We start from the raw sequence: 25,175 nt of genomic DNA, 5'->3' as shown, positions 1-25,175 counted from the left end.
GCTGTCGTCTCGGTAACTGTCGCCGGCGCAGCGCTAGGCCTGGTAGATGGCCTGCTGCAGGCGGCGCACCATGCGCTCCAGCTCGGGCCGGGCGCGGGACATCAGCAGGTCGGCAGAAATCAGCCGCGCCGGGCCGCCGCAGCTGATGGCCATCAGCGGCAGACCACGGCCCGGCGAGAAGGCCAGGGCGATGGCGTTGACGTGCGGCAGCCAGTCGCCGAAGGAGGTGGTCAGCCAGGGGTGGGGGCGCTCCTGGTGCTGCGGCCACTGTGCCGCCAGGGGCTGGACGGCGGCCCACTGCTCGGGCGCATGGGCCTGCAGGTAATCCAGCGCCTGCAGGCGTTCCTTCACCGGACAGGCCGCCAGCCAGGCGCGGCCCACGGCCGTGGTGCCCAGCGGCAGGCGCGTGCCGATGTCCAGGTCCGAGTCCATGGGCAGCGGGCTGGGGCAGTGTTCGATGTAGACCATGCTGTGCCGGTCGCGCGCGGCCAGGGCCACCTCGGCCTGCGTCAGGTCGCACAGCTTTTGCATCAGCGGCCGTGCGATCTTGCGCACATCCAGCCCCGACAGCATGGCGCTGCCCAGGGCCAGCGTGGCCGTGCCCAGGCGGTACTTGCCTTCTTCGGGCACGTGGATCAGGTAGCCCAGCGCGGTCAGCGTGTGCGTCAGGCGCGAGACCGTGGACTTGGGCAGCCCGCAGCGGCGCGCGATGTCCTGGTTGCCCAGCAGTTTCTCGCCGGAACGAAAGCACGACAGCACCTCCAGGCCGCGTGCCAGGGCGGTGATGTAGTTGCGGTCGGGGGCGGCGGGCAGGGCCGGGTCGCGAAGGGCAGGCATGCCCTGGATTATGGAAACCCCCGGCGCGCGGCGCCACAGGGCTTTCGCCAACAAAAAGGCCCGCCGCGGCGAACCGCGGCGGGCCTTGGGCAGAGAGAGCGGGATTACTTCTCGACGAAGGCGCGTTCGATCACGAAGTCGCCGGGCGTGGTGGTGTTGCCTTCCTTGAAGCCGCGCACTTCCATCATGTGCTTCAGATCGGCCAGCATGGCGGGGCTGCCGCAGAGCATGACGCGGTCGGTCTCGGGGTTCAGCGCGGGCAGGCCCAGGTTCTGCGGGAAGACGTTGTTGTTGATCAGGTCGGTGATGCGGCCCTGGTTGCGGAAGGGCTCGCGCGTCACGGTGGGGTAGTAGTGCAGCTTGCCCTTGACGATCTCGCCCAGGAATTCATGCTCGGGCAGTTGCTCGAACATCTCCTGGTAGGCCAGTTCCTTGACCTCGCGCACGCCGTGCACCACGACCACGTTGTCGAACTTCTCGTAGGTCTCGGGGTCGCGCGCCACGGCCAGCCAGGGCGCCAGGCCGGTGCCGGTGCCGATCAGGTACAGGTTCTTGCCGGGCAGCAGGTAGTCGATCAGCAGCGTGCCCGTGGGCTTCTTGCCGACGATGATGGTGTCACCGACCTGGATGTGCTGCAGGCGCGAGGTCAGGGGGCCGTCCTCGACCTTGATCGACAGGAACTCCAGGTGCTCCTCGTAGTTGGGGCTGGCGATGGAGTAGGCGCGCAACAGATTCTTGCCGTCGACCTTCAGGCCGATCATGGTGAAGTGGCCGTTGGAAAAGCGCAGCGACGTGTCGCGGGTGGTGGTGAAGGAAAACAGGCGGTCGGTCCAGTGGTGCACGGACAGGACGCGTTCTTCGAGGAAAGCACTCATGATGACAAAAGACGGGTAAAGCAAAAATGGGCACAGCCTGCCCGAGCGTTAGCAGCCAGGTGGCGAACCTTGGGTGCTGCGCATATGCACAGCGGGTATAGCGGGCCGGCTTCTTATAAGGTAGACCGCTATTGTCCGAGAAATGCGGTCCCACGGGTGCGGTTGCCGTCCTAGATTTGATATGGATTAGTAATAAGCACCTGCCTGTCTGGGTTGACAAGGATTAATGCTCGGAATTAGCATAAATGCCCGTGCACGCCGTGGCGGCACTTTTTTTTGGTCATAAATACTCAATTTGAGTATTAATTGGTGGCATCCGTCAGCAGACGCGCAGAGCTGCACCGGGTGGCGCCGTGGAGGACGACATATGCAAAAGCGCTGGGCGTTGCCCTTGATGGCCTTGGCCGCTGTTCCTGCCTGGGCGCAGGGGGTGCTCAAGATTGGGGAGGTCAACAGCTACAAGGCCATGCCGGCCTTCCTCGAGCCCTACAAGAAGGGCATGGACCTGGCGGTGCAGGAGATCAACGCCGCGGGCGGGCTGCTGGGCAAGAAGGTGGAGCTGGTGGTGCGCGATGACAACGGCAACCCCGGCGACGCCGTGCGCGCCGCCGAAGAGCTGTACACGCGTGAAAAGATCGACGTGCTGACCGGCTCCTTCCTGTCGCACGTGGGCATGGCGCTGACCGACTACGCCGGGCAGAAGAAGCGCTTCTTCCTGGCCTCCGAAACCCTGACTGACAAGGTGGTGTGGGCCAATGGCAACCGCTACACCTACCGCCTGCGCGGCTCGACCTACATGCAGACGGCGATGCTGGTGCAGGAGGCCAAGAAGCTGAACAAGAAGCGCTGGGCCATCGTCTACCCCAACTACGAGTACGGCCAGTCGGCCGTGGCCACCTTCAAGCAGCTGATGCAGCAGGCCCAGCCGGACATCGAGTTCGTCGCCGAGCAGGCGCCCCCGCTGGGCAAGATTGACGCCGGCGCGGTGGTGCAGGCGCTGGCCGATGCCAAGCCCGATGCCATCTTCAACGTACTGTTCTCGGTGGACCTGGGCAAGTTCGTGCGCGAAGGCAACACCCGTGGCCTGTTCAAGGGCCGCCAGGTGGTGGGCCTGCTGTCGGGCGAGCCCGAGTACCTGGATGCGCTGCGCCAGGAAGCGCCCGAGGGCTGGATCGTCACCGGCTACCCTTGGTACGCCATCAAGACCCCGGCGCACGATGCCTTCCTGAAGGCCTACCAGACCGCGTACAAGGACTATCCGCGCCTGGGTACCATCGTCGGCTATAACGCCATCCAGTCGCTGGCCGCGGGCATCCGCAAGGCCGGCAGCACCGACACCGAGGCCCTGATTCGCGCCTTCCAGGGGCTGCACGTGGACACGCCCTGGGGCCCCATCACCTACCGCCCGCAGGACCACCAGTCCACCATGGGCGCCTACGTGGGCAAGACCACCTACAGCAAGGAGCTGCAGCGTGGCGTGATGGTGGACTTCTACTATGCCGATGGCAAGGACTACCAGCCTTCGGACGCCGAGGTCAAAAAGCTGCGTCCCGCCAGCGCACAATAAGCCACCGGGGCGAACAGCCACCCGGGCCTGGGCGCCCGGGTGGCTTTTTCACACCTGCCACACAGCAATCCTGAGTTTGAGGAGCATTGCCGCATGAGCGCATCTGGCCTGCTGGCCCAATTGCTCAACGGGCTGGCCAGCGCGTCGTCGCTGTTCCTGGTGTCCGTGGGGCTGTCGCTGATCTTCGGGGTCACGCGCACCATCAATTTCGCGCACGGCTCGTTCTTCATGCTGGGCGCCTACCTGGCGTTCACCAGCGTCGAGACCCTGGCGCCGAGCCTGGGCTTCTGGCCGGCGCTGCTGCTGGCGCCGCTGGTCTGCGGCGTGCTGGGCGCGCTGACCGAAATGCTGCTGCTGCGCCGCATCTACCAGGCGCCCGAGCTGTTCCAACTGCTGGCCACGTTTGCGCTGGTGCTGGTCATCAAGGACGCGGCCCTGTGGCTGTGGGGGCCGGAGGAGCTGTTCGGTCCGCGCGCCGCGGGCTTCGAGGGCGCAGTCGACATCCTGGGCCGCAGCTTTCCCACCTATGACCTGCTGCTGATCGCCGTTGGCCCGCTGGTGCTGCTGGGCCTGACCCTGCTGCTGACGCGCACGCGCTTCGGCATCCTGGTGCGCGCAGCCACGCAGGACCGCGAGATGGTCGGCGCGCTGGGCGTGAACCAGGCCTGGCTGTTCACGGCGGTGTTCGCCCTGGGCACGCTGCTGGCGGGCCTGGCCGGTGCGCTGCAGCTGCCGCGCGAGCCGGCCAGCCTGGAGATGGACATGACCACCATCGGCGCCGCTTTCGTGGTGGTGGTGGTGGGCGGCATGGGCAGCATCCCGGGTGCCTTCATCGCCGCGCTGCTGATTGCGCAGATCAAGGCCGTGTGCATCTGGTTGGGCGTGCAGGAGGTGCTGGGGGTGACGGTGTCGTTCTCCAAGCTGACGCTGGTGGTGGAATTCCTGGTCATGGCCGCCGTGCTGATCTGGCGCCCCTGGGGCCTGCTGGGCCGGCCCCAGGCCCCGGCACGCGTGGCAGGCACGCCCGAGCAGCCGCTGCGCCCCGCCGGGGGCGCCGGCCGCACCGCCTGGGCTGTGCTGCTGCTGGGCCTGGTGCTGCTGCCGCTGGCCGCCGGCCAGGACAGCTATGCCACCGTGCTGCTGACCGACATGCTGATCGCCGCGCTGTTTGCGGCCAGCCTGCACTGCATCCTGGGCCCGGGTGGGCTGCACTCGTTCGGCCATGCGGCGTACTTCGGCCTGGGGGCCTATGGGGCGGCCCTGGCCGTGCGGGCGCTGGATCTGCCCATGGAAGTGGCCCTGCTGCTGGGCCCCCTGGCCGCCGTGGCCGGTGCCCTGCTGTATGGCTGGTTCTGCGTGCGCCTGTCGGGTGTCTACCTGACCATGCTGACCCTGGCGTTTGCGCAGATCACCTGGGCCATCGTGTTCCAGTGGGATGCGGTCACCGGCGGCAGCAACGGCCTGACCGGGGTCTGGCCCTCGGCCTGGGCCGACCAAGGCGTGGCCTTCTACTGGCTGGCGCTGGCCGTCTGCGCCGCGGGCCTGTACCTGCTGCGCCGCCTGCTGTTTGCGCCCCTGGGCTATGCACTGCGCGCCGCGCGCGATTCCGCCGTGCGCGCCGATGCGATTGGCCTGGACGTGCGCCGCATCCAGTGGACGGCCCTGGTGGTGGCCGCGGGCTTTGCGGGCGTGGCCGGGGCGCTGTTCGTGTTTTCCAAGGGCAGCGTGGCCCCCGACAGCCTGGGCGTGACCCGCAGCGTGGATGCGCTGGTCATGGTGCTGCTGGGCGGGGTCCAGACCCTGGCGGGGCCGGTGGTCGGCTCGGCGGCCTTCACCTGGCTGCACGACACGGTGGCGCGCAACACCGATTACTGGCGCGCGCTGATGGGCGCCATCATGCTGCTGCTGGTGCTGCTGTTCCCGCAGGGGCTGGCCGGATCGGCGCAGTGGCTGGGGCGCCGGCTGGCGCGGCGCGGAGGTGGGGCATGACACTGCTGCAGGTCGAACAACTGAGCAAATCCTTTGGTGGCGTGCAGGCCGTGCAGGGCGTGTCCCTGGCGCTGCAGGCCGGCGAGATGCTGGCCCTGATCGGGCCGAACGGCGCGGGCAAGAGCACCACATTCAACATGGTCGGTGGGCAACTGGTGCCCGACCGTGGCCGCGTGCTGCTGCGCGGCCAGGACATCGCCGGGCTGGCGCCGCGCGCCATCTGGCGACGGGGCGTGGGGCGGACCTTCCAGATCGCGCAGACCTTTGCCTCGTTCAGCGTGGTCGAGAACGTGCAGCTGGCCCTGCTGTCGCACGACCGGCGCACCTTCCGCTGGTGGCCGCGCGCCGCCGCCCACCGCCGGGACGATGCGCTGACCCTGCTGGAGCAAGTGGGCATGGCGGCGCAGGCCGACCGGCCCTGCAGCGAACTGGCCTATGGCGACGTGAAGCGCGTGGAGCTGGCGCTGGCGCTGGCCCACGACCCGCAGCTGCTGCTGATGGACGAACCCACGGCCGGCATGGCGCCGGGCGAGCGCGTGGCGCTGATGCAGCTGACGCGCGACCTGGCCCGGGCGCGGCAGATGGGTGTGCTGTTCACCGAACACAGCATGGACGTGGTCTTTGGCCTGGCCGACCGCGTGGCCGTGCTGGTGCGCGGCCAGCTGCTGGCCGAAGGCACGCCGCAGGCCATCCGCGACGATGCGCGGGTGCAGCAGGCCTACCTGGGCACGGGCTGGGTGCTGGAGGCACAGAAATGATGGAAATAGAGAGCAGCATGGGCAAGCAGGACGGGCGTGAACAGCCTCAAACACCCTTGCTGCAGGTCGACGGCCTGCACGCCTGGTACGGCGCCGCGCACATCCTGCACGGCGTGTCGGTGCAGGTCGGGCGCGGCGAGGTCGTGGCGCTGATGGGGCGCAATGGCGCGGGCAAATCCACCACGCTCAAAAGCATTGCCGCCCTGGTGTCGCGCCGCGAAGGAAAAATTCTTTTCAGGGGCGAGGACCTGGCGCGCAAGGCCGCGCACCAGATCGCCCAGCGTGGCCTGGGCTATGTGCCCGAGGACCGGCGCATCTTCACCGAGCTGACGGTGCTGGAAAACCTGGAAGTCGGCCGCCAGCCGCCGCGCACCTGGCCCGACGGGACGGCGGTGCCGCACTGGACGCCTGAAAAGTTGTTTGCACTGTTCCCGAACCTGGGCGAAATGCCCGATCGCCTGGGCGGCCGCATGAGCGGTGGCGAGCAGCAAATGCTGACCGTGGCGCGCACGCTGATGGGGCAGCCCTATGTGGTGCTGCTCGATGAACCCTCGGAAGGCGTAGCCCCGTTGATCGTGGAGCAGATGGCGCGCACCATCCTGCAGCTCAAGCAGGCGGGCATCGGCATCCTGCTGTCCGAGCAGAACCTGCCCTTCGCCCAGGCTGTGGCCGACCGCGCCTATGTGCTGGAGAAGGGGCAGATCGTCTGGTCTGGGGCCATGGCGGCGCTGGCGGGCGATGCCGCCGTGCGCCAGCAGTACCTGGGGGTCTAGGCGGCGGGCGCTGTCACGGCGCGAGGGCGCGGCGGAAGTCCGGGTCGCTGACGAGCTGGCCCACCAGCTGGCGGTACAGGCCTTGGTAGTGGGCCGCCGCAAGCGGGACCGCCACCGCGGCCAGGAAGGACGACTCCCATTCGGCGTGGGCGCCCAGTTCCTTGGCGTAACGCTGCTGCCCGCTGCGCGTCACCACAAACCGGGCTTGCAGCGAGGCCGTGCCCGTGCCCATGGCCGGATCGACGGTGCTGTGGAGCAGCGTGCCCGTGATCACGGTCTGCGCACCGGGGCGCAACAGGCCGGCGGCATCGAGTTCGACCACCAGGCTTTCCCGCAGGTACTGGGCAAAGGAGCCCTGGATGGGCGATTGCACCGAGTTGGTACCGCGCAGGGCGTGGCGGCGGTCCATGACCGCCGGCTTGCCGGCCTCCAGCGTGAAGACACCCACCTGGGCGGGCGCGAGCGGGCTGCCGCGCAGCGCCTGGGTGTTTTCCATGGAGGGCTGGGGCGGGACCATGGTGATCTGGGCGCAGCCGGTGGTGAGCAGCATGCCGGCGAGGGCGAAGCGCCGGGTGGCGCAATGCATGGACAGTGACCCAGGCGCGGGTGCACGCATCAGGGTTGCTGGAAGCGCGGTTCGCGCGAAAGGTCGCGCAAGGCATGGGCCAGCACCTGGCGGACCATGGTGCGCACGGCGTCTTCCATGTTCTGCGCCTTGACCGCTTCAGCCGGGGCCGAGGCATTGCCCAGGGTGGTGTGGATGGCGTGGCGGGCCGAGGCCACCACGGCCGCACCGCCTGCGGGCGGCAAGTAGCTCACCGTGCAGATGTAGCCGTCGGTCACGGCGGAGCCCGCAAGGCCGAAGGTCAGTCCGGTCACAAAACCCTGCTGGGCCGCGTCCTTGGTGATGGGCACGTTGTTGAGCGTGACCTGCAGCCAGCCGCCGTCACCGGCCGTGTCGCGCAGTTCCTGGAACAGGCCGCTGGCCGCCACCTGGGCGCGCACCTGCGCGGCCAGCAACTGGGTGGCCTGGGCATTGGGCGCCCCCTGGGTCTGGAACTCGAACGTGAACCGGGCGGGGACCGGCGCCGCGGGGGGCTGGATGTCTGCGGCCGGGACGTCGCGGGTCGCGGTGTCCACATAGACGGAGGCACAGCCGCCGAGGAAAAGACCACAGGAGGCCAGGAGCAAGGCACGGGCGGTGCTGGCAAGCCAGGAAGCCGAATGGGAGGGCATGGTGAAGCAAGCGAGAAGACCAGGGGCCGCGGGAGTGTAGGAGCTTTGTTACAAAGTGCGGCGCCGCCGGCGACAGCCGGGCGTGTATCTGCCGCTTTGTTGCCTTTGCGCAACCTTCAGCCGGCCGCCGCCTCGGCCGCCAGGTGCTCGGCCACCACCGCAGCCAGCCAGTCCATGACCACCCGCACCCGGCGCGGCAGGTGGCGGTGCGTGGCGTACATCAGCGTGAGCGGCATGGGCGGGGCGGTGTGCTGCGGTAGCACTTCCACGAGTTCACCGCGCGCCAGCAGGTCGACCACACCCAGGCGCGGCACCTGGATGATGCCCAGCCCGGCCAGGCAGCTGGCCATGTAGGCCTCGGCATTGTTCACGGTGATGGCGCCCGGCATGGGCAGGACCAGCAGCGCGCCGTTCACCACGGCTTCGAAGCCGGTGGCGCGTGCGCCCAGGGTGTTGACGAAGTGCACCAGCCGGTGGTGCCCCAGATCGTCCAGCGACTGCGGGGTGCCGTGCTGGCGCAGGTAGCCGGGGCTCACGCAGTTGACCTGCCGCGCCTGGCCCAGCGGGCGGGCGACGAGGCTGGCATCCACCACCGCGCCGGTGCGCAGTACGCAGTCAAAGCCCTCGCGCACCAGGTCCACGCGGCGCTCGTTGCTGCTCAGCTCCAGCTCCAGCGCGGGGTGGCGCGCCAGCAGCTCGGGCAGGCGCGGCACGACCACGTTGCGCGCCATGCCGGTGGACATGTCGATGCGCACCCGGCCCTGCAGGCCGCCCTCGCGGTGCTGGAACATGGCCTGCAGCTCGTCCAGGTCGGCCAGCAGGTCCTTGCAGCGTTCGTAATAGGCCTGGCCGTCTTGGGTGAGCTGCACGCGCCGGGTCGTGCGGTGCAGCAGGCGGGTGCCCAGCTGGGTTTCGAGCTGCTGCACGGCCGTGGAAGTGCTGGCCTTGGGCAGGCCCAGGGTGTCGGCGGCCTGGGTGAAGCTGGCCAGCTCGGCCACCCGCGTGAAGATGCGCATGCGCTCCAAGGGATTCATTGTTCGTCGGTTGTGAACGATGTAATCGATTTTGCGGGATTTATCTGGGTGGTGGTCATCAATAGAGTCTAGCCATCGACCTTGTCACCCCCCAGGAGCTGTCCATGACCACCCCCTCCCCGAGCTTTTCCCCCATCGCCCTGATCACCGGCGGCAGCCGTGGCCTGGGCCGCAACGCTGCGCTGCACGTGGCCCGCGCCGGCACCGACGTGATCCTGACCTACCGCAGCCAGGCCGCCGAGGCCCAGGCCGTGGTGGCCGAGATCGAGGCCCTGGGCCGCCGCGCGCTGGCCCTGCCGCTGGACGTGGCCGACAGCCGCAGCTTTGCCGCTTTTGCCCAGCAGGTGCAGGCCGCGCTGGCCTCCCACTGGCAGCGCGAGCGCTTCGACTTTCTGGTGAACAACGCCGGCATCGGCATCCACGCCAGCTTCATGGAGACGACGGAGGAACAGTTCGACGAGCTGGTCAACATCCACCTCAAGGGCACGTTCTTCCTGTCGCAACAGCTGCTGCCGCTGATGAACGATGGCGGGCGCATCCTCAACGTGTCCACCGGGCTGGCGCGCTTTGCGCTGCCGGGCTACGCCGCCTATGCGGCCATGAAGGGCGGCATCGAGGTGCTGAGCCGCTACATGGCCAAGGAGCTGTGCGCGCGCGGCATTGCCGTGAACGTGGTGGCACCTGGCGCCATCGAGAACGATTTTGGCGGTGGGGCGGTGCGCGACAACGCCCAGCTCAATGCCATGGTGGCCAGCCAGACGGCCCTGGGCCGTGTCGGCCAGCCCGACGACATCGGCGGGGTGATCGCCGCGCTGCTGCAACCGGGCACGGGCTGGATCAACGCCCAGCGCATCGAGGCCTCGGGCGGCATGTTCCTCTGAGCCGTGGCCCGCTACGGCGTGACCGGCAGCACGGGCGTCAGGGCCTGCAGCTGGGGCGCGCGCCGCAGGCCGCTGGGCAGCAGGTAGTGGCCGCGCAGCAGCGGCAGGGTCACCTCGGTGTAGGCCACGTCCAGGGCCACACCGCCGTGCTGCCAGGCCTGCACCGCCAGCGTGGTGCAGTACAGGCCGCGTTCGGCATCCACCAGATCGAAGGCGCGGCCCTGCTGGGCCAGGGCCCAGGCCACGGCCTGCTGGCGGGCCGGGGCACTGGCGGGCACCCGGTACAGCTGGTAGGCCCGGGCGCGTTGCGGGTCCAGGTAGAAGTCCAGCGTGTCCAGCACCACGGCATCGGGCTGGCCGGGCTTTTCGGACGGGGTGGCGTGCAGCACCTGCCAGGGGCCGGAGGGATCGGCCGGTGCCACCAGCAGGCCCACGTGGCTGAAGTCGCCGGTGTCGACGGCGCGCACCAGGTGGCTGATGGTCTCTGTGCCCTGGCGGAACAGCAGGTCGCCGGCAGCGGCCTGCGCGGGCTGTGGCGGGGTGGCCCCGACATGCCCACCAACCAGCAGGGCCAGACCGAAGGCGGCGCCGTGGCGCCACCACGCACTCACACTTCGACTTTCCAGATGCCGTCGTCCAAGAACAGGTTCATGCGTTCGCGGCGGGTGCTGCCATCGCCGTAGGTGACCAGCACCCGCAGCTGGATGACGTTCTCTCGGGTGGCAGATGGCACGCGTTCCACGATCTCCACCTTTTGCAGCCCGCCCTTGGCGTCGACCTTGGATTTGGCGCCAGCCAGCATCTGGCGCAGCTTGGGGGTCAACTCGGCCAGTTGCTCTTTGGAGAGGCTGCGTGCCGAGACCATGCTGATGCTCCGGTCGAAATCACCATCGGCCAGCGCGCGGTAGAAGCGCTGCACCAGGGCATCCTGCAGTTCCTCCGGGGTGGCCGTGGGGGCGGCGGTGTCAGCCGGCGCTGTGGCGCAGCCCGCCAGGCCCAGGGCCGAGGCGGTGAACAAGCCCGCCAGCAGGCAGTGGCGGCGGGAAACGCAGGCAGAAACAGAAGAAGACACAAGACCATCCCAAAAAATTAGCAATGGGCCAGTGTAGTAGACGGGGGCATGAAAAAAGACCGGAGGGCCTGTGCTGCCTGCGGAAGTAGCTATCGATTTATGGGGCGCGGTGGGGTGTGACAGCACCCCGTAGCGGCGGTGCCGGGGCCAGGCCCTCACTCAAACCGGGTGGCGTGCAGGCTGGGGCGCTGGCGGGCGGCTTCCAGCCAGGCGTGCAGCCGCGGGGTGGTCTCGGCGGGCAGCAGCGCCGGCAGGCGAAAGCGCACGTACTCCAGGCCCACGGCCACGGTGATCTGGTCCAGGCTGAAGTCAGCGCCCACGGAGCGCGGCGGCATCTGCTCCAGCTGCGCCAGGGTGCGGCCCAGGGCGGCCAGGCGGCGCTGGCCCAGCACGCTGGCATCGGCCTCGGCGCCCTGGTACTTGCGCGCAATCACCACGGCAAACGCGGCCTCCATCAGGCCGTAGCCCACGCTGGCCTGGGCCAGCACCGCGGCGCACTGCGCGGGGGGCACCAGGGCCGGGCCGGTGCCGATCTGGTCCAGGTACTGGGCGATCAGCAGGGATTCGGCGATTGCCTGTCCCTCGTCCGTCACCAGCACCGGGATGCGCAGTTGCGGGTGGACGGCCAGCAGGGCCGGGTCGTGGTTCCAGGGGTCGGACCAGACCAGCTGCACGCGTTCGGCCAGGCCTTTCTCCAGCGCGGCAATGCGGGCCACGCGGGCAAAGGGTGAGGTGGCGTTCAGAAACAGTTGCATGGTGGGTTCTCAGTGAGATGCAAAAAAAGAAGCGGTCAGCGCTTGTCAAGCCTGCGTAGGCGCGGTTTCTGGTCGTGAAAACGCCACCAGCAGCGTGCCCAGCGCCAGGGCCGTGCAGCCCAGGGCAAACAGGCTGCGGTAGCTGCCGGTGCTGGCGTAGACATAGGCCATCAGGTAGCCGGCCGTGGCCTGCAGCAGCGCAAACGCGGCGGTGGCATAGCCCCACATGCGCTTGTGGCGCGCCGGGCCGATGAGCTGCATCAGGTAGCCCGAGGTGATGGCCGCCATGCCGGGCGACAGCGCCCCGACGATGAAGCCCGAGACCGCATGGCCGGCAAAGCCGGCCCAGACCAGTGGCAGGCCGATGGCCACCGCCTTGAGGGCGTAGGCCCCGGTGGTGGTGCGCCACCAGCCCCAGCGCGTGGCACACAGCGCAGCGCACAGCGGGCCGGCCACGGCGCCCAGGCCGAACATGGCCCATTGGGTAGAGGCATAGCCGGCGCCCAGGTGCAGCTCGCGCGCCAGGTAGTCCACCCAGAACACGGTGTGCGGCACAAAGCCGAAGCCATCCGTGGTGTAGGCCAGGAACACCAGCACCACCGGCAGGCTCCACACCAGGGCGGGCGGGCTCGGCACCTGGGGGCCGGGCGTCACCGCCATGGGCACGGGCGCCGGCAGCTGGCGCGCCTGGCGCACGCCCCACCAGGTGGTGGCCGCGCAGACCAGGGCCAGGCCCCACCAGACGGCGCTCAGGCTTTGCTGGGCCAGGGCCGGCACCAGGGTGGCCGACAGCAGCGCGCCCACGCCGATGCCGCTGAACATCAGCGGCCCCAGCGCCGCACGGCGTGCCAGCGGCGTGGCCGCCATGGCCACCGAGGGGCCCAGCACCATCAGCGTCGCCCCGGCAATGCCGGACACCAGGCGCCAGACGAAGAACACGGCCATGGGCTGGGCCATGCTGCAGCCCAGAAAACTCAGCGTCACCGCGATCCAGCAGCCCTGCAGCACGCGCACGGCGCCCAGGCGTTCGGCCAGCGGTGCGGCGGCCAGCGCCCCGATCAGGTAGCCGAGCAGGTTGGCCGCGCCGAGGTAGGCCACCTGCTCGCCGGTGAACCAGCCGGCCAGCACCATCTGCGGCATCAGCGCGGTGTAGGCAAAGCGCGCCAGCCCGACGCCGCTGAGCGTGGCCAGAAAGCCGGTGAGGAAAAGCGGAAGTTCGTTGCGTTGGATCACGGCGCGCAGGGTCGGGTGGCAGGAGTCCACAGCTTAGCGGCGTGCTGCATCTTGTCCAATGATTCAAAATGAAGGAGAAAATCTTCTTTCGTGATGAGGTGGTGGCATGCAACTCAAATCCCTGCGCATCTTCGAGGCCGTGTGCGAGACCGGCAGTTTCGGCGCGGCCGCGCAGCAGCTGCACACCGTGCAGTCCAACGTGACGGCCCACATCAAGAAGCTGGAGGAAGAGCTGGGCGCGCAACTGCTGGAGCGCAGCATCCCGGTGGTGCCGACCTCGGCCGGGCGGCTGCTGCGCGGCCATGCGCGGCACATGCTGGCCTCGCACGACGAGGTGCTGGCCCTGCTGCAGGGCCGCCAGGCGGCACCGGGGGCGCTGTGCATCGGCTCCATGGAGACCACGGCCGCGCTGCGCCTGCCGCCGCTGCTGGCCCAACTGCACCGCCGCCATCCCGGCATGGTGATGGAGCTGCGCACCGGCCCCACGGCCTTTCTGGTCGATGAGATGCTGGCCGGTCGGCTGGACTGCGCCCTGGTCGCCGGCCAGCCACCGCAGCCGCGGCTGCAGGCCTGGCCGGTGTTCCGCGAAACCCTGGTGCTGGTCGGCAGCGCGCCGCTGGCGCAGTTCCCCACGCCGCAGCAGCTGTGCCAGCAGCCCTTCCTGGCCTTCCGCCAGGGCTGCAGCTACCGCCAGCGCATCGAGCTGCTGCTGGCCAGCCAGGGCATCACCTCGGCGCGCATCATGGAGCTGGGTTCGCTGGACGCCATCCTGGGCTGCGTCGCCGCCGGCATGGGCTATGCGCTGCTGCCCCAGTCCGTGGTGCAGGCCCAGCAGGCGCGCTTTGGCGTGCAGGGCTGCGCGCTGCCCCAGGGGCTGACCGACATCGCCCGGGTGGACACCTGCCTGGTCACCGGCCCCGAGGCCAGCTGGTCACCCGCGCTGCGCGCCTGGGTGCAGCTGCTGCACGAGACCGTGGCACCGACCCAGGCCATGGCCGAAGCCGAAGAACTCCTGATGACATAGCGCCCTGCGAAGGCGCAGCAAGCGCTGCAGGCCAATTTGGCAGGTTTTTTTGAGGCGGTGCTCAGGGGCGGGCGGGCACCAAGGTGCGGCGGTACTGCATGGCCTCGGCCACGTGGGCGCTGGCGATGTGGGGGCTGCCGGCCAGGTCGGCGATGGTGCGCGCCACGCGCAGCGCGCGGTGGGTGGCGCGGGCCGACCAGCCCAGGCGGTCGGCGGCCTTGCGCACCAGGGCGGCGGCGCTGTCCTCCAGCTGCATGTGCTGCTCCAGCGCGTCGCCCTGCAGCAGCTGGTTGCTGCAGCCCTGGCGCTGCAGGGCCCGCGCCCGCGCCTGGGCCACGCGGGCCTGCACGGCCTGGCTGCGTTCGCCCTCGGTGCTGGCCAGCAGTTGCTCGGCCGGCAGGCTGTGCACCTCGACGTGCAGGTCGATGCGGTCCAGCAGCGGGCCGCTGAGCTTGCCCTGGTAGCGCGCCACCTGGTCGGGCGTGCAGCGGCAACTGCGCTGGGCACTGCCCCAGAAGCCGCAGGGGCAGGGGTTCATGGCCGCGATCAGCTGGAAGCGCGCCGGGAACTCCGCGCTGTGCGTGGCGCGGGCGATGGTGATGCAGCCGGTCTCCAGTGGCTCGCGCAGGGCCTCCAGCGCGCTGCGGCTGAATTCGGGGAATTCATCGAGGAACAGCGTGCCATGGTGGGCCAGGGAGATCTCACCGGGCTTGGGCGGTGAGCCCCCGCCGACCAGGGCCACAGCGCTGGCCGTGTGGTGTGGGTGGGCGGTGCGGCGCTGGCCCCACTGCGTGGCCTGGAAGCGCCCGCACAGGCTGGCGATGGCCGCGCTTTCGACGGCTTCCTGCTCGGTCATGGGCGGCAGGAGGCCGGCAAACCGGTGGGCCAGCATGGACTTGCCCGACCCGGGCGGGCCGACCAGCAGCACGGCATGGCTGCCGGCGGCGGCAATCTCCAGGGCGCGCTTGGCCTGGACCTGGCCCTTGACCTCGGCCAGATCCAGCAGGACCCGGGGCGCCTGGCGCGGTGGCGGCAGCATGCGCTGCCAGCCCGTGCTGGCGCGGTCATGCGGGGTGGCACCCGGGGGCAGCAGTTGCGCCACCACATCCAGCAGGTGGGCGGCACCATAGACCTCGGCCTGCGGGGCGCAGGCCGCCTCGGCGGCGCTGTCCAGCGGCAGCACCAGGCGTGCCGGGGTCTGGCCCCAGGGCAGGGCCAGGCTGGTGGCCAGGGCCCCGCGCACCGGGCGCAGCTCGCCGGACAGCGACAGCTCGCCCGCGAACTCCCAGCCGTGGAGCCGCGCCGCATCGATCTGCCCGCTGGCGGCCAGGATGCCCAGGGCGATGGGCAGGTCGAAGCGGCCGGAGTCCTTGGGCAGGTCGGCCGGCGCCAGGTTCACGGTGATGCGCTTGTTGGTTGGAAATTCCAGGCCGCTGTTGACGATGGCGCAGCGCACGCGCTCGCGGGCTTCCTTGACCTCCACGTCGGCCAGCCCCACCAGGGCCAGGCTGGGCAGGCCGTTGGCCAGATGCACTTCCACGGTGACGGCGGGCGCTTGCAGCCCCAAAAGGGCACGACTTTGGACGCAAGCCAGGCTCATGGGGCGGTCCTCCCTCAAAAGGCGCACAAAAAAGCAGCACATGCCACCGTGGGTTTGCACTAAAGTGGTGCAACGCGCGATGTTTCCAGATGTGCACTGTAGAACGCGGGCCTGCTCCGCTGCAAGGCCGTTGGTTGGCACGCTCCATGCTTAAAGGGCTTGTCACAACACTTTTTACAACTGCCAGCTTCCCGGAGGAACGTCTTATGAAAATGGTGTCAGCCATCATCAAGCCCTTCAAGCTCGACGAGGTGCGCGAAGCACTGTCACAGCTTGGCGTACAGGGCATCACCGTGACCGAGGTGAAGGGCTTCGGCCGCCAAAAAGGTCACACCGAGCTGTACCGCGGCGCCGAGTATGTCGTCGACTTCCTGCCCAAGGTGAAGTTGGAAGCCGCGGTCGACGATGCCGTGCTCGAGCAGGTGATCGAAGCCATCGAAGGCGCAGCCCGCACCGGCAAGATCGGCGACGGCAAGATTTTCGTTTACGACCTGGAGCAGGTCGTGCGCATCCGCACCGGCGAGACCGGCAAGGAAGCCCTGTAACCCACCCCCTAATGCAAGAGACTGACATGAAAAAATCGCTCCCTGCCATCTCACTGGGTCTGGGCCTGCTGGCCGCCGCCACCGGTGCCATTGCGCAAGAAGCTGCCCCCGCCGTGGCGGTGGTGGCCGAAGTCGTCGCCGAAGCGGCCGCGCCTGCTGCCCCCGTCCTGAGCGCCGGCGACACCGCGTGGATGCTGACCTCCACCATGCTGGTGATCCTGATGGTCATCCCTGGCCTGGCCCTGTTCTACGGTGGCCTGGTGCGCTCCAAGAACATGCTGTCCGTGCTGGCCCAGGTGTTCACCGTGTTCTCGCTGATCACCGTGCTGTGGGCGATCTACGGCTTCTCGCTGGCCTTCGGCGGTGAAGGCAAGTTCTTCGGCAGCTTCGACAAGCTGTTCCTGGCCGGCATCACGCCCGACACCCTGTCGGCCATGCTGCCCACCATCCCCGAATACGTATTCGTGGCCTTCCAGTCCACCTTTGCCGCCATCACCGTGGCGCTGATCGTGGGTGCCTTTGCCGAACGCATCAAGTTCGCGGCCGTGATGATCTTCTCCGTGCTGTGGTTCACCTTCAGCTACATCCCCATGGCCCACATGGTCTGGGGTGGTGGTCTGCTGGCGGCCGATGGCGCGCTGGACTTCGCCGGCGGCACGGTGGTGCACATCAACGCGGCCGTGGCCGGCCTGGTGGGCGCCTACATGGTGGGCAAGCGCATCGGCTTTGGCAAAGAAGCCCTGCCCCCGCACAGCCTGACACTGACCATGGTGGGTGCATCGCTGCTGTGGGTGGGCTGGTTTGGCTTCAACGCCGGCTCCGCCGGTGCCGCCAACGGCATCGCTGGCCTGGCCTTCATCAACACCATTCTGGCGACCGGCGCCGCCGCTGTGTCCTGGATCGTGGCCGAAGCCCTGCACAAGGGCAAGGCCTCCATGCTGGGTGCCGCCTCGGGTGCCGTGGCGGGTCTGGTGACCATCACCCCTGCCGCCGGTTTCGTGGGCCCCATGGGTTCCATCGTCATGGGTCTGATCGCTGGCCCTCTGTGCCTGTGGGGCGTGTCGGGCCTGAAGAAGATGCTGAAGGTCGACGACACCTGCGACGTGTTCGGCGTGCACGGTGTGGGCGGTATCCTGGGTGCCATCCTGACCGGTGTGTTCGCCTCGCAAAGCCTGGGCGGCACGGGTGGTCTGACCCCCGACACTTTCGCCATGGGTGCGCAGGTCTGGGTGCAGTTCAAGAGCGTGATCGTGACCATGGTCTGGTGCGGTGTGGTCTCCTTCATCTGCTTCAAGGTCGCAGATGTCCTGGTGGGTCTGCGTGTCGCTGAAGATGCTGAGCGCGAAGGTCTGGACATCACCACCCACGGTGAGTCGGCCTACAACCGCTGAGCAAGGCGCCCGGGCGGCACCCCCGCCCCCGCGCAAGCTGAAACCGCCCTTCGGGGCGGTTTTTTCATGGCCGCTCCGCCCCCAGTGGTCCAGCTCCCCCCTGGCGGGCGGGTGATCGCCTGCGGTGGGGCGTGGTGCCTGAGATGCATGGCCGCCGCAGGCCCAGGGCGCTGCGCGTCCTGCTGATTCACACCCGGCGTTCAAAAAATTCACACGGCGGCGACTGGCAAATTCCGGCAGCACGGCTACGATGCACGGCCATGGACGCAGCCCTTTTCCAGATCACCGAGCGCGTACGCGCCGCCCTTGCTGACCACACCCCGTTGCGGCTTCGCGGCGGTGGCAGCAAGGACTTCCACGCCCTGCAACTGCAGGGGGACCTGCTGGACACCCGCGACTGGCGTGGCATCGTCAGCTACGAGCCCAGCGAGCTGGTGGTGACGGTGCGCGCCGGCACGCCGCTGGCCGAGCTGGAGGCCGTGCTTGCCGCCCAGGGCCAGTGCCTGGCGTTCGAGCCACCGCACTTCGGCGCTGCCACTGTCGGGGGCATGGTGGCCACCGGCTGGTCCGGCCCGTCCCGCGCCAGCGTGGGCGCGGTGCGCGACTACGTGCTGGGCGTGGAAATCCTGAATGGGCGCGCCGAGTTGCTGCGTTTTGGTGGTCAGGTGATGAAGAACGTGGCCGGCTATGACGTCTCGCGCCTGATGGCGGGCAGCTGGGGCACGTTGGGGCTGATCACCGAAGTCAGCCTCAAGGTGCTTCCGGTGGCGCCGGGCGAGACCACGCTGCGCTTTGACGGCCTGTCGCAGGCCGAGGCCCTGCAGCGCCTGAACCAGTGGGGCGGTCAGCCACTGCCGCTGAATGCCAGCTGCTGGGTGCCCGACGCGGCGGGTGCCGACACCGGCACGCTGTATCTGCGCCTGCGCGGCGCGCGCGCCGCTGTCGAGGCCGCCTGCCGCAGCCTGGGCGGGGTGCGCCTGGACGATGCCGCCACGGCCGCCGACTGGCAGGCCTGCCGCGAGCAGACCCTGCCCTGGTTTGCGCAGCGCGCGGCCGACCACGTCCTGTGGCGCCTGTCGGTGCCGCAGACCGCGCCGGTGGTGGCGCTGCCGCACGGGGTGGGCGCCCCGCTGATCGAATGGCACGGTGGCCAGCGCTGGGTGCAGGCCCCGCGCAGCCAGGGCCCGGCGCTGCAGGCGCTGGCGCAGTCCGTGGGTGGCAGTGCTTCGCTATTCAGAGCTGAAAGTGCAGGCCAGATCAGCGCCAGCCCGATATTTGATGTGCAAAACCCGGCGGTGCAGCGCATCCAGGCCCAGCTGCGCCAGGCCTTCGATCCGGTGGGCATTTTCAACCCCGGGCGCACCATGGCGTGAACCGGGGCCCGCACGGCCCGGCACCCCATCAAAACCATTCCAGAGACACCCCACCATGCAAACCCACCTCGCCCCGCAATACCGTGGCACGCCCGAAGGCCAGGAGGCCGAAGCCATCCTGCGCAAATGCGTGCACTGTGGCTTTTGCACCGCCACCTGTCCCACCTACCAGGAGCTGGGTGACGAGCTGGATGGCCCGCGGGGCCGCATCTACCTGATCAAGCAGGTGCTGGAAGGGCAGGCGCCCACGCGCGCCACCCAGCAGCACCTGGACCGCTGCCTGACCTGCCGCAATTGCGAATCCACCTGCCCCAGCGGGGTGCAGTACGGCCACCTGGTGGACATCGGTCGCAAGGTGGTCGATGCGCAGGTGCCGCGCCCGTTGGGCGAGCGCCTGCAGCGCTGGGCCTTGAAGGAAGGCCTGACGTCGCCACTGTTTGCCCCGGCAATGAAGCTGGGCCAGGCCGTGCGTACGCTGCTGCCTGCCGCCATCCAGGCCAAGGTGCCGCCCAAGGGCGAGCACGGCGCATGGCCCACGCGCAGCCATGCGCGCAAGGTCTTGCTGCTGCAGGGCTGCGTGCAGCCGGCGATGCTGCCCAACATCAACTACGCCACGGCGCGCGTGCTGGACGCGGTGGGCATCCAGACCCTGGTGGTGGCGCAGTCGCAGTGCTGCGGTGCGGTGAAATACCACCTCAATGACCACGACGGCGGCAAGGCGCAGATGCGCGCCAACATCGATGCCTGGTGGCCGCTGATCGAGGCCGGCGAGGTCGAGGCCATCGTCAGCAATGCCTCGGGCTGCGGGGCCATGCTCAAGGACTGGGGCCATGTGCTGCGCGATGAACCGGACTACGCCGACAAGGCGGCCCGCACCAGCGCCCTGGCGCGCGACCTGAGCGAGCTGCTGCCTGCCCTGCTGCCCGAGCTGGCCGACAAGCTGCAGGGCAAGACCCGGGTGCCGGCGCAGCCCATGGCCTACCACCCGCCGTGCACGTTGCAGCACGCGCAAAAGCTCAAGGGGGTGGTCGAGGCGCAGCTCTCCCGGCTGGGCTTCCAGCTGCTGACGGCGCGCACCGAATCCCACCTGTGCTGTGGCTCGGCGGGGACCTATTCGGTGCTGCAGCCGGCCATGGCCAAGACCCTGCGCGACCGCAAGCTGCAGGCCCTGGACGAGGTGGCGCCGCAGCCGGCGGCGATCCTGTCGGCCAACATCGGCTGCATCGTCCACCTGCAAAGCGGCACCCCGGTGCCGGTGCGCCACTGGGTGGAAGTGCTGGACGAAGCCCTGGCCTGAGGGGGCGGCGCGTGCGGCCAAAGTGCCGGGGGTTCACACAGACCGTGCAATGCTGGCATCATCGCGGGTTTGATTTTTCCTGCACTGGCTCCCGCCCATGACCGAATCCGTGTCCTCCACCGTTGACAACTCCGTGCCCTGTGCCTCGGCGCCAGCGCCTGCCCGCGCAGACCGTCGCCCGCAGCAGCGCGGTGGCCGTGGCCGCCCTGCGGCGCCGGCCGCTGTCCGCCCCGCGCGCGCCGTGCACCCTGTGCTGGCGCAACTGGCCACGCTGCACCCCACGCTGTTCGGCGCCACGGTCCTGCCCCTGAAGCGCGGCATCTACCAGGACCTGCTGGCCCTGCATGGCGAAGCCCTGGACAAGGCCGGCCTGAAGGTGGCACTGGCCATCCACACGCGCTCGACCCGCTACCTGAACGCCGTGGCCGCCGGTGTGCCGCGCCACGACCTGCAAGGCACCGTGGTGGAAGCCATGGCCCCCGGCCATGTGTTCCACGCCCTGGTCGAGGTCTTCAAGCGCAAGAAGCCGCGCGACGGCGAGGACCTGCAGGCCAAGCTGCGCCGCCGCATGGCCCAGGCCTTCAGCGACTCTGGCCTGACGCGCGAGGCCTACCTGGAATCGCTGCAGGTGCGCGATGCCGACACCCAGGCCCTGCTGGACGCTGCCCTGGATGAGGTGGCCGAGCAGGACGCCAAGGCCGAAGCCGTGCACCGCGCCTACGTGGCCAGCGGTTCGGGCGATGTGCACGCGTTTGCCGAGATGTATGGCATGAACGCCCACACGGTGATGCGCCAGCTGCACCGCGCCGGACAGCTGCAGGCGGCCCGCCAAGCTGGCGAGGCCTGAGCTCGTCAGCGCGCGTCAGCTGAGTACCTGGCGGCGTGGTCGTGCTTGCGGGCTGGCCTGGCCAATCGGCTGCCCTGAGGCCGGAACCGCTCGCTCACGGCCCCAGGCGCGGATGTTCTCGATTTGTTCGGGCGCGGTCTTGGACAGGGGTACGACATTGACAAAGCTGCGGCGGAACAGGTCCGGTGTCGCCGCAGCATCCCCGCGCAAATAGGCCTCCTTGACCACTTCCCGCACCGCAGACTCCAGGTCGGAGCCCGCAAACCCTTCGGACAACTGCACCAGTTCGTCCAGCAGGGTGGGCTCCACCGCCTGGCGCAGGCCGCGCTGGGTGTAGATCTCGATGATTTCGCGGCGCTCGGCCGGCGTTGGTAAATCCACAAAAAACAGCTCGTCAAAGCGGCCGCGGCGCAGCAGTTCCGGGGGCAGGCGCGAGACATCGTTGGCCGTGGCCACCACAAACACCCGGGCGCGCGATTCCTGCAGCCAGTACAGGAACTGCCCCACCAGGCGTGTGGCCGTGCCGCCGTCGCTGCTGGAGCCTGCGCCGGCCAGGCCTTTTTCGATCTCGTCGATCCACAGCACACAGGGTGCCACATGGTCGGCCGTCGACAGGGCGTCCTTGAGGCGGGTTTCGCTCTGGCCCAGGTACTGGCCGTGGATGGTGGACAGGTCCAGCCTATACAGCGGCAGGCTCCAGTTGGCGGCGATGGCCTTGGCGGACAGCGATTTGCCGCAACCCGGCACCCCCACCAGCAGTACGCCCCGTGGCGGGCGGATGCCGCGTTCGCGCAGATCGGCGGTGAGCAGGGGCTGCTCTTTGTCCAGCCAGGCTTTGAGGCCACCCAGGCCGCCCACGTTCAATTCCGTGCCACGCACGTTCACGCGTTCAATGCCGGAAATGTCGGCAAAGATGCGGTCCTTGGCGTGCATCACCTCCACCATGTCGGCCTTGGTGATGCGGCCATTGGCCAGTAGGGTGGCGATGATGTTTTCGGCCTCGATGCGTGAAATGCCGGCCAGGGCGGCGGCGGCGCGGCGCTCATCGGCTTCGTCCCACTCAATCGGAAAGTGCGCGCGGTAGGCCGACAGGTTTTCCTGCACGATGGCCAGCATCTCGTCTTCGCTGGGGGCCGACAGCACCAGCGACATGCCGGCGCGCTGCAGCTGGCCCCACACGGGCTTGGTGGTGATAACCACCACGGAGCCGCTGTGCTCGGCCGCCAGCATGACCACGTCCAGCAGGTGGCGGGCGGCAGGCGTGTCGTCCTCGATGTCGGAGACTTCGGTCAGCACGACCGTCAGGTTCTGGCGCTGGGCAAACTGTTGGCTGGCAAAGTCCACGGCCCCGGTGACCGATCGGTCGTCGTTCACGCCGCGGTTGCTGCCCAGTTCGCGCGTGCCCTGGGACAGGGTGTGCACAAAGATGGGGGCCTGCAGGTTGGTGCCCACCTCGCGCAGCAATTCCAGGACGCGGCTGCGTTCGGCGCTGCGGATGGAGATGAAAGGGATGCGTGCCTTGAGGTAGCGCGTGAGCGTGGCTTTGAATTCGGTGGTGTCCATGGACCAAGGCTAGGAAAGAATGTTGCGGCGGCGGGGTGCGCCTGCGGCCGTCTCCACGGTGGTGGGGGCGGGGGTGTCGTGCAGCTCGTTCTGCGCGGGCGGATTGGCGTACCGCGTGAGGGCGTTGTGGCGCAGCAGCGAAGCCAGGCGACCGCTGCGGTCGCTCTGAGCCGTGTCCAGCAGGGACTGCTGGGAGCGTTCGGCAAACTTACGCACTTCGGCCCCGAGCTGGCTGCGGGTGCTTTCTGGCACCGCCGGCAGCAGGCACAGCTGGTGGATGAAGGCCAGTTCGTGCCGTGCCTGTAGCAAGGCCCGCACCACCAGGCTTTCATCGGCACCCAGGCGCAGATTGCGTGTCAGGCGTTCGGCGCACAGGCCCAGGCGGCGCTGCACTTCCGTGCTGATGCGCTCCACAAACAAGGGAGCCACGCCCCCGCTCCAGGACAGCTGGCCCTGGTGCAGCTGGGCCAGGCAGCGGGCATCGTCATCGCCCTGGGCCAGGCGGTCCAGCCAGGTGCTCCACTGGGCGTAGCTCTGAGGGGCGGCCTCCGTGTGGGAGGTGTCCGTTGGCCCGGAGGCCGGGCGGCGCAACCACCCCCACATCACTTGATGCGCCGCACAAAAGGCGAGGCCGGCAGCAGGTCCCAACTGGGCAGGGCGCCGGCCAGGGCATCGTGCGCCACGGGCTGGACGGTCGCGGCAGGTGCGAGGGGGGGCTGCGCGGGGGGCGTGGGGGCGGTATCGCTGGGGTTGGAGGGGGGCAAGATTTCACGGACCATGGGTCAATCTCCTGGGTTTAGGCGGCGGCCATCACACGGCGCACGCTGTCGTGGCTGGACAGCAGGTGCTGCTCGGGGCTGATGCCTTCGAGCAGCGCGGTCACTGCGGCGGACACCGCATCGCGGCGAGCCAGATCACGGCGCAGTTCCACCAGCTCGGCCAGGCAGGCGCGCAGGGCCTGGGCCGATTGCTCCTTGAGGCGGGCAAAGTCGCTGCGGATCTTCTCGCGCAGTTTTTGTACTTGGCGGTAGCCCAGGTAGGCCCAGCCCAGGGCGGCCAGGCCCATGAGGGCGACCACCATGCCGCTGCCCAAGCCCATGAAGATCAGGATCACGCCCAGGGCGATGGCACCCCAGTGTTTGAGGCCCAGCTTGGCCTCTGCCAGGGCCTCGGCCTCGCGGCGGTCCAGGTGGGCGGCCAGGTCGGTCAGCAGGGCGGCCTCGTTGTCGCCCTGGCTGGTCTGGCCTGTCCAGTCCTCGATGGCAATGTCCACCTGGGTGGGTACGGCCTGGCGCGCGCGGGCCGTGACGTCACTGTGGGCATCCAGGATCCAGTCGCGCGAGTGTGCAATCGCAAAGCGCTGGGTGGCGCGCGTGACGTGCGAGGTCTCGGGGTGCATCGCGGCATTGGTCAGCAGCTGGGTGAAGTCCACCTGCTCGTCCAGGGTCTTGGCCTGCAGCTGGTAGCGGGCCTGGGCGGCGCGCTTGTCACCACTTTCCTCGATGATCAGGCGGCACAGCTCTTCCTGGCGGCGCAGGGGCAGTTCCTCGTCGTCGAAACGGGTGACCAGGGTGGTGAGCAAATCGTCCACGGCCACCAGCACACTGCTGGCGGGTTTGATCTCGCCCTGGAATACGCCCTCGAAGTGTTGCAGCACGGCGCCTTGCATGGCGGCGGCGTTCAGGCTGGTGTTCAGCGCAGGCCAGGTCGGGGAAAACCGCGAGAGGTGGGGGTAGCGGCCCGCATGGTCTTCGTTCGGCGTTTTGGAACGCAGGGCATCGCTCCACTGGCTGCGCTGGGTTTCCGCGAAGCCGGCCTGTTGTGACAGCTCTTCGATCCAGGCCGTGATGCGTTTGGAACACAGCTGGGTGGTGTCCGCAGTGAACACCCCATTGGCCATGGCATCCACCATGACCACGGTCTGACGGTCCAGCTGGAAGGGGTTTTGCAGGCCGAAATAGCGATCCAGCCAGGTGCGGTTGGCTTCGCTGCGGCTGGCGCGGCGGGCGATCAGGGCAAAGAACAGCGAGGTTTTTTCGTCGTCGCGGCGCAGGGCTTCGGCCAGGGCGCGCTGGGCCAGGTCCTGCTTGTCGCCCAGCCAGGCCGCCAAGGCGACCAGGGCCGGGGCCAGCCAGTAGCGGGGGGTGGACAGCATCAGTTCCTCGGTGGCGCCTCGCAGGGTTTCCTGGCGCACCAGCTGGATGTCCGAGGCCTGCAGAATGCCGGTGGCCTGGCGACGCACCACGGCGTTCTGACCGAAGGTGTTTTCGATTTCCTGGCGGATCTTGACCTGGCGGGTTTCTGCCAAGGACAGCTCCTTGGCTTTGAGGTCGGCTTCCACAAAATCAGCGAAGGCCTGCTCCAAGCGCGACAACTCGGAACGGGTCTGCGACAGGTCGCGCCCCACGTTGTCCACCTGGTTGGAAACCGTGCCGATGTCGCTTTGCAGGCTGCGCAGCGAACCGAGGATCAGGGACAGGTCGGCGACCTGGATGATGCGTTCAGAACTCATGGAAGGGGGTGGG

The 25,175-nt window shown here is 68.8% G+C and carries 25 protein-coding genes; 11 read left to right on the top strand and 14 right to left on the bottom strand.

The genetic code is table 11. From position 1 onward, the window contains the following. Positions 1 to 33 precede the first annotated feature (33 nt). Positions 34 to 837 carry an IclR family transcriptional regulator gene (locus CA2_RS01585; protein WP_042411930.1) on the bottom strand — a complete coding sequence of 268 codons (804 nt, stop codon included), beginning with the start codon at positions 835 to 837 and terminating at the stop codon, positions 34 to 36. Between the two features lie 104 nt (positions 838 to 941). After that, the gene (locus CA2_RS01580) at positions 942 to 1,712 is read right to left on the bottom strand and encodes a ferredoxin--NADP reductase (protein WP_042411928.1); all 771 of its coding nucleotides are present in this window, start codon (positions 1,710 to 1,712) and stop codon (positions 942 to 944) included. 367 nt (positions 1,713 to 2,079) lie between these two features. Here CA2_RS01580 and CA2_RS01575 point away from each other — a divergent pair, with 367 nt between their 5' ends. The 4 genes from CA2_RS01575 (at position 2,080) to CA2_RS01560 (ending at position 6,799) form a co-directional block, all read left to right on the top strand. Further along, a complete protein-coding gene (locus CA2_RS01575; protein WP_042411926.1) occupies positions 2,080 to 3,279 on the top strand; it encodes an ABC transporter substrate-binding protein in 1,200 nt (399 codons plus the stop codon). A gap of 93 nt (positions 3,280 to 3,372) precedes the next feature. Then, positions 3,373 to 5,268 carry an ABC transporter permease gene (locus tag CA2_RS01570; protein WP_042411924.1) on the top strand — a complete coding sequence of 632 codons (1,896 nt, stop codon included), beginning with the start codon at positions 3,373 to 3,375 and terminating at the stop codon, positions 5,266 to 5,268. Next, on the top strand, positions 5,265 to 6,026 hold the full coding sequence (locus tag CA2_RS01565) for an ABC transporter ATP-binding protein (protein WP_042411922.1): 762 nt from the start codon (positions 5,265 to 5,267) through the stop codon (positions 6,024 to 6,026). The genes CA2_RS01570 and CA2_RS01565 overlap by 4 nt, the downstream gene beginning before the upstream one ends. Next, the gene (locus CA2_RS01560; protein WP_042411920.1) at positions 6,023 to 6,799 is read left to right on the top strand and encodes an ABC transporter ATP-binding protein; all 777 of its coding nucleotides are present in this window, start codon (positions 6,023 to 6,025) and stop codon (positions 6,797 to 6,799) included. Before CA2_RS01565 ends, CA2_RS01560 begins: the two co-directional genes overlap by 4 nt. A gap of 13 nt (positions 6,800 to 6,812) precedes the next feature. On the opposite strand, the gene CA2_RS01555 is transcribed toward CA2_RS01560, so the two are convergent. The 3 genes from CA2_RS01555 to CA2_RS01545 all read right to left on the bottom strand — a co-directional run bounded on the left by CA2_RS01555 (position 6,813) and on the right by CA2_RS01545 (position 9,069). After that, positions 6,813 to 7,349 carry a hypothetical protein gene (locus tag CA2_RS01555; RefSeq protein WP_052369789.1) on the bottom strand — a complete coding sequence of 179 codons (537 nt, stop codon included), beginning with the start codon at positions 7,347 to 7,349 and terminating at the stop codon, positions 6,813 to 6,815. A 65-nt stretch (positions 7,350 to 7,414) separates the two neighbouring features. Next, entirely contained in the window at positions 7,415 to 8,035 is a 621-nt protein-coding gene (locus CA2_RS01550) for a hypothetical protein (protein ID WP_042411917.1), read from the bottom strand. 116 nt (positions 8,036 to 8,151) lie between these two features. After that, the gene (locus CA2_RS01545) at positions 8,152 to 9,069 is read right to left on the bottom strand and encodes a LysR family transcriptional regulator (protein ID WP_042411915.1); all 918 of its coding nucleotides are present in this window, start codon (positions 9,067 to 9,069) and stop codon (positions 8,152 to 8,154) included. Positions 9,070 to 9,173: 104 nt separating this feature from the next. On the opposite strand from CA2_RS01545, the gene CA2_RS01540 reads away from it, so the two are divergent. Continuing rightward, the gene (locus tag CA2_RS01540; protein ID WP_042411913.1) at positions 9,174 to 9,950 is read left to right on the top strand and encodes an SDR family NAD(P)-dependent oxidoreductase; all 777 of its coding nucleotides are present in this window, start codon (positions 9,174 to 9,176) and stop codon (positions 9,948 to 9,950) included. An 11-nt stretch (positions 9,951 to 9,961) separates the two neighbouring features. Here CA2_RS01540 and CA2_RS01535 read toward each other — a convergent pair whose 3' ends face one another. The 4 genes from CA2_RS01535 to CA2_RS01520 all read right to left on the bottom strand — a co-directional run bounded on the left by CA2_RS01535 (position 9,962) and on the right by CA2_RS01520 (position 13,040). Then, positions 9,962 to 10,561, bottom strand: a complete 600-nt coding sequence (locus tag CA2_RS01535; RefSeq protein ID WP_081888823.1) for a YiiX/YebB-like N1pC/P60 family cysteine hydrolase — start codon at positions 10,559 to 10,561, stop codon at positions 9,962 to 9,964. Further along, the gene (locus CA2_RS01530; protein ID WP_042411911.1) at positions 10,558 to 11,022 is read right to left on the bottom strand and encodes a DUF4878 domain-containing protein; all 465 of its coding nucleotides are present in this window, start codon (positions 11,020 to 11,022) and stop codon (positions 10,558 to 10,560) included. Before CA2_RS01530 ends, CA2_RS01535 begins: the two co-directional genes overlap by 4 nt. A gap of 155 nt (positions 11,023 to 11,177) precedes the next feature. After that, positions 11,178 to 11,777: a glutathione S-transferase family protein gene (locus CA2_RS01525; protein WP_042411910.1), complete on the bottom strand. Its 600-nt coding sequence runs from the start codon at positions 11,775 to 11,777 to the stop codon at positions 11,178 to 11,180. Positions 11,778 to 11,822: 45 nt separating this feature from the next. Further along, the gene (locus CA2_RS01520; protein WP_245620857.1) at positions 11,823 to 13,040 is read right to left on the bottom strand and encodes a YbfB/YjiJ family MFS transporter; all 1,218 of its coding nucleotides are present in this window, start codon (positions 13,038 to 13,040) and stop codon (positions 11,823 to 11,825) included. Between the two features lie 76 nt (positions 13,041 to 13,116). Here CA2_RS01520 and CA2_RS01515 point away from each other — a divergent pair, with 76 nt between their 5' ends. Then, positions 13,117 to 14,034 (top strand): LysR family transcriptional regulator, encoded by a 918-nt coding sequence (locus CA2_RS01515; protein ID WP_042411909.1) that lies wholly within the window; start codon positions 13,117 to 13,119, stop codon positions 14,032 to 14,034. 61 nt (positions 14,035 to 14,095) lie between these two features. On the opposite strand, the gene CA2_RS01510 is transcribed toward CA2_RS01515, so the two are convergent. Further along, entirely contained in the window at positions 14,096 to 15,634 is a 1,539-nt protein-coding gene (locus CA2_RS01510; RefSeq protein WP_042411908.1) for a YifB family Mg chelatase-like AAA ATPase, read from the bottom strand. A 206-nt stretch (positions 15,635 to 15,840) separates the two neighbouring features. Between CA2_RS01510 and CA2_RS01505 the strand changes: the two genes are divergently transcribed. The 5 genes from CA2_RS01505 to CA2_RS01485 all read left to right on the top strand — a co-directional run bounded on the left by CA2_RS01505 (position 15,841) and on the right by CA2_RS01485 (position 21,087). Further along, positions 15,841 to 16,179, top strand: coding sequence for a P-II family nitrogen regulator (locus CA2_RS01505; RefSeq protein ID WP_042411906.1), 339 nt, complete (start codon positions 15,841 to 15,843; stop codon positions 16,177 to 16,179). Positions 16,180 to 16,205: 26 nt separating this feature from the next. Continuing rightward, entirely contained in the window at positions 16,206 to 17,570 is a 1,365-nt protein-coding gene (locus CA2_RS01500; protein ID WP_081888822.1) for an ammonium transporter, read from the top strand. Between the two features lie 260 nt (positions 17,571 to 17,830). Then, positions 17,831 to 18,943 carry a glycolate oxidase subunit GlcE gene (gene glcE, locus CA2_RS01495; protein ID WP_042411904.1) on the top strand — a complete coding sequence of 371 codons (1,113 nt, stop codon included), beginning with the start codon at positions 17,831 to 17,833 and terminating at the stop codon, positions 18,941 to 18,943. Between the two features lie 55 nt (positions 18,944 to 18,998). Continuing rightward, a complete protein-coding gene (gene glcF / locus CA2_RS01490; RefSeq protein WP_042411902.1) occupies positions 18,999 to 20,240 on the top strand; it encodes a glycolate oxidase subunit GlcF in 1,242 nt (413 codons plus the stop codon). A gap of 97 nt (positions 20,241 to 20,337) precedes the next feature. Continuing rightward, positions 20,338 to 21,087 carry a ProQ/FINO family protein gene (locus tag CA2_RS01485; protein ID WP_052369788.1) on the top strand — a complete coding sequence of 250 codons (750 nt, stop codon included), beginning with the start codon at positions 20,338 to 20,340 and terminating at the stop codon, positions 21,085 to 21,087. 15 nt (positions 21,088 to 21,102) lie between these two features. Here the strand turns inward: CA2_RS01485 and CA2_RS01480 are convergent, their stop codons facing one another. The 4 genes from CA2_RS01480 to CA2_RS01470 are packed head-to-tail and all read right to left on the bottom strand — an operon-like array spanning position 21,103 to position 25,162. Then, complete coding sequence (locus CA2_RS01480) at positions 21,103 to 22,650, bottom strand: AAA family ATPase (protein ID WP_042411898.1); 1,548 nt, start codon at positions 22,648 to 22,650, stop codon at positions 21,103 to 21,105. 9 nt (positions 22,651 to 22,659) lie between these two features. Then, the gene (locus CA2_RS01475) at positions 22,660 to 23,253 is read right to left on the bottom strand and encodes a hypothetical protein (protein ID WP_052369787.1); all 594 of its coding nucleotides are present in this window, start codon (positions 23,251 to 23,253) and stop codon (positions 22,660 to 22,662) included. Continuing rightward, complete coding sequence (locus CA2_RS17860; RefSeq protein ID WP_156105932.1) at positions 23,253 to 23,429, bottom strand: hypothetical protein; 177 nt, start codon at positions 23,427 to 23,429, stop codon at positions 23,253 to 23,255. Before CA2_RS17860 ends, CA2_RS01475 begins: the two co-directional genes overlap by 1 nt. A 17-nt stretch (positions 23,430 to 23,446) precedes the next feature. After that, the gene (locus CA2_RS01470) at positions 23,447 to 25,162 is read right to left on the bottom strand and encodes a hypothetical protein (protein ID WP_042411896.1); all 1,716 of its coding nucleotides are present in this window, start codon (positions 25,160 to 25,162) and stop codon (positions 23,447 to 23,449) included. Between the last annotated feature and the right edge of the window lie 13 nt (positions 25,163 to 25,175).

Source organism: Comamonas aquatica NBRC 14918, assembly GCF_000739875.1.
Taxonomy (GTDB): Bacteria; Pseudomonadota; Gammaproteobacteria; order Burkholderiales; family Burkholderiaceae_C; genus Comamonas; species Comamonas aquatica.
The sequence above is the reverse complement of the archived record's forward strand: the minus strand, read 5'-3'. Positions and strand labels throughout refer to the sequence as shown.

What these genes read in the sequence shown, in the direction of transcription:
- glcF (WP_042411902.1), top strand. Translation starts at nt 18,999, where the DNA reads ATGCAAACCCACCTCGCCCCGCAATACCGTGGCACGCCCGAAGGCCAG.
- CA2_RS01555 (WP_052369789.1), bottom strand. Translation starts at nt 7,349, where the DNA reads ATGCTGCTCACCACCGGCTGCGCCCAGATCACCATGGTCCCGCCCCAG.
- CA2_RS01475 (WP_052369787.1), bottom strand. Translation starts at nt 23,253, where the DNA reads ATGTGGGGGTGGTTGCGCCGCCCGGCCTCCGGGCCAACGGACACCTCC.
- CA2_RS01570 (WP_042411924.1), top strand. Translation starts at nt 3,373, where the DNA reads ATGAGCGCATCTGGCCTGCTGGCCCAATTGCTCAACGGGCTGGCCAGC.
- CA2_RS17860 (WP_156105932.1), bottom strand. Translation starts at nt 23,429, where the DNA reads ATGGTCCGTGAAATCTTGCCCCCCTCCAACCCCAGCGATACCGCCCCC.
- CA2_RS01545 (WP_042411915.1), bottom strand. Translation starts at nt 9,069, where the DNA reads ATGAATCCCTTGGAGCGCATGCGCATCTTCACGCGGGTGGCCGAGCTG.
- CA2_RS01505 (WP_042411906.1), top strand. Translation starts at nt 15,841, where the DNA reads ATGAAAATGGTGTCAGCCATCATCAAGCCCTTCAAGCTCGACGAGGTG.
- CA2_RS01470 (WP_042411896.1), bottom strand. Translation starts at nt 25,162, where the DNA reads ATGAGTTCTGAACGCATCATCCAGGTCGCCGACCTGTCCCTGATCCTC.
- CA2_RS01550 (WP_042411917.1), bottom strand. Translation starts at nt 8,035, where the DNA reads ATGCCCTCCCATTCGGCTTCCTGGCTTGCCAGCACCGCCCGTGCCTTG.
- CA2_RS01560 (WP_042411920.1), top strand. Translation starts at nt 6,023, where the DNA reads ATGATGGAAATAGAGAGCAGCATGGGCAAGCAGGACGGGCGTGAACAG.
- CA2_RS01510 (WP_042411908.1), bottom strand. Translation starts at nt 15,634, where the DNA reads ATGAGCCTGGCTTGCGTCCAAAGTCGTGCCCTTTTGGGGCTGCAAGCG.
- CA2_RS01480 (WP_042411898.1), bottom strand. Translation starts at nt 22,650, where the DNA reads ATGGACACCACCGAATTCAAAGCCACGCTCACGCGCTACCTCAAGGCA.
- CA2_RS01565 (WP_042411922.1), top strand. Translation starts at nt 5,265, where the DNA reads ATGACACTGCTGCAGGTCGAACAACTGAGCAAATCCTTTGGTGGCGTG.
- CA2_RS01500 (WP_081888822.1), top strand. Translation starts at nt 16,206, where the DNA reads ATGAAAAAATCGCTCCCTGCCATCTCACTGGGTCTGGGCCTGCTGGCC.
- CA2_RS01575 (WP_042411926.1), top strand. Translation starts at nt 2,080, where the DNA reads ATGCAAAAGCGCTGGGCGTTGCCCTTGATGGCCTTGGCCGCTGTTCCT.
- CA2_RS01485 (WP_052369788.1), top strand. Translation starts at nt 20,338, where the DNA reads ATGACCGAATCCGTGTCCTCCACCGTTGACAACTCCGTGCCCTGTGCC.
- CA2_RS01515 (WP_042411909.1), top strand. Translation starts at nt 13,117, where the DNA reads ATGCAACTCAAATCCCTGCGCATCTTCGAGGCCGTGTGCGAGACCGGC.
- CA2_RS01585 (WP_042411930.1), bottom strand. Translation starts at nt 837, where the DNA reads ATGCCTGCCCTTCGCGACCCGGCCCTGCCCGCCGCCCCCGACCGCAAC.
- CA2_RS01525 (WP_042411910.1), bottom strand. Translation starts at nt 11,777, where the DNA reads ATGCAACTGTTTCTGAACGCCACCTCACCCTTTGCCCGCGTGGCCCGC.
- CA2_RS01580 (WP_042411928.1), bottom strand. Translation starts at nt 1,712, where the DNA reads ATGAGTGCTTTCCTCGAAGAACGCGTCCTGTCCGTGCACCACTGGACC.
- glcE (WP_042411904.1), top strand. Translation starts at nt 17,831, where the DNA reads ATGGACGCAGCCCTTTTCCAGATCACCGAGCGCGTACGCGCCGCCCTT.
- CA2_RS01540 (WP_042411913.1), top strand. Translation starts at nt 9,174, where the DNA reads ATGACCACCCCCTCCCCGAGCTTTTCCCCCATCGCCCTGATCACCGGC.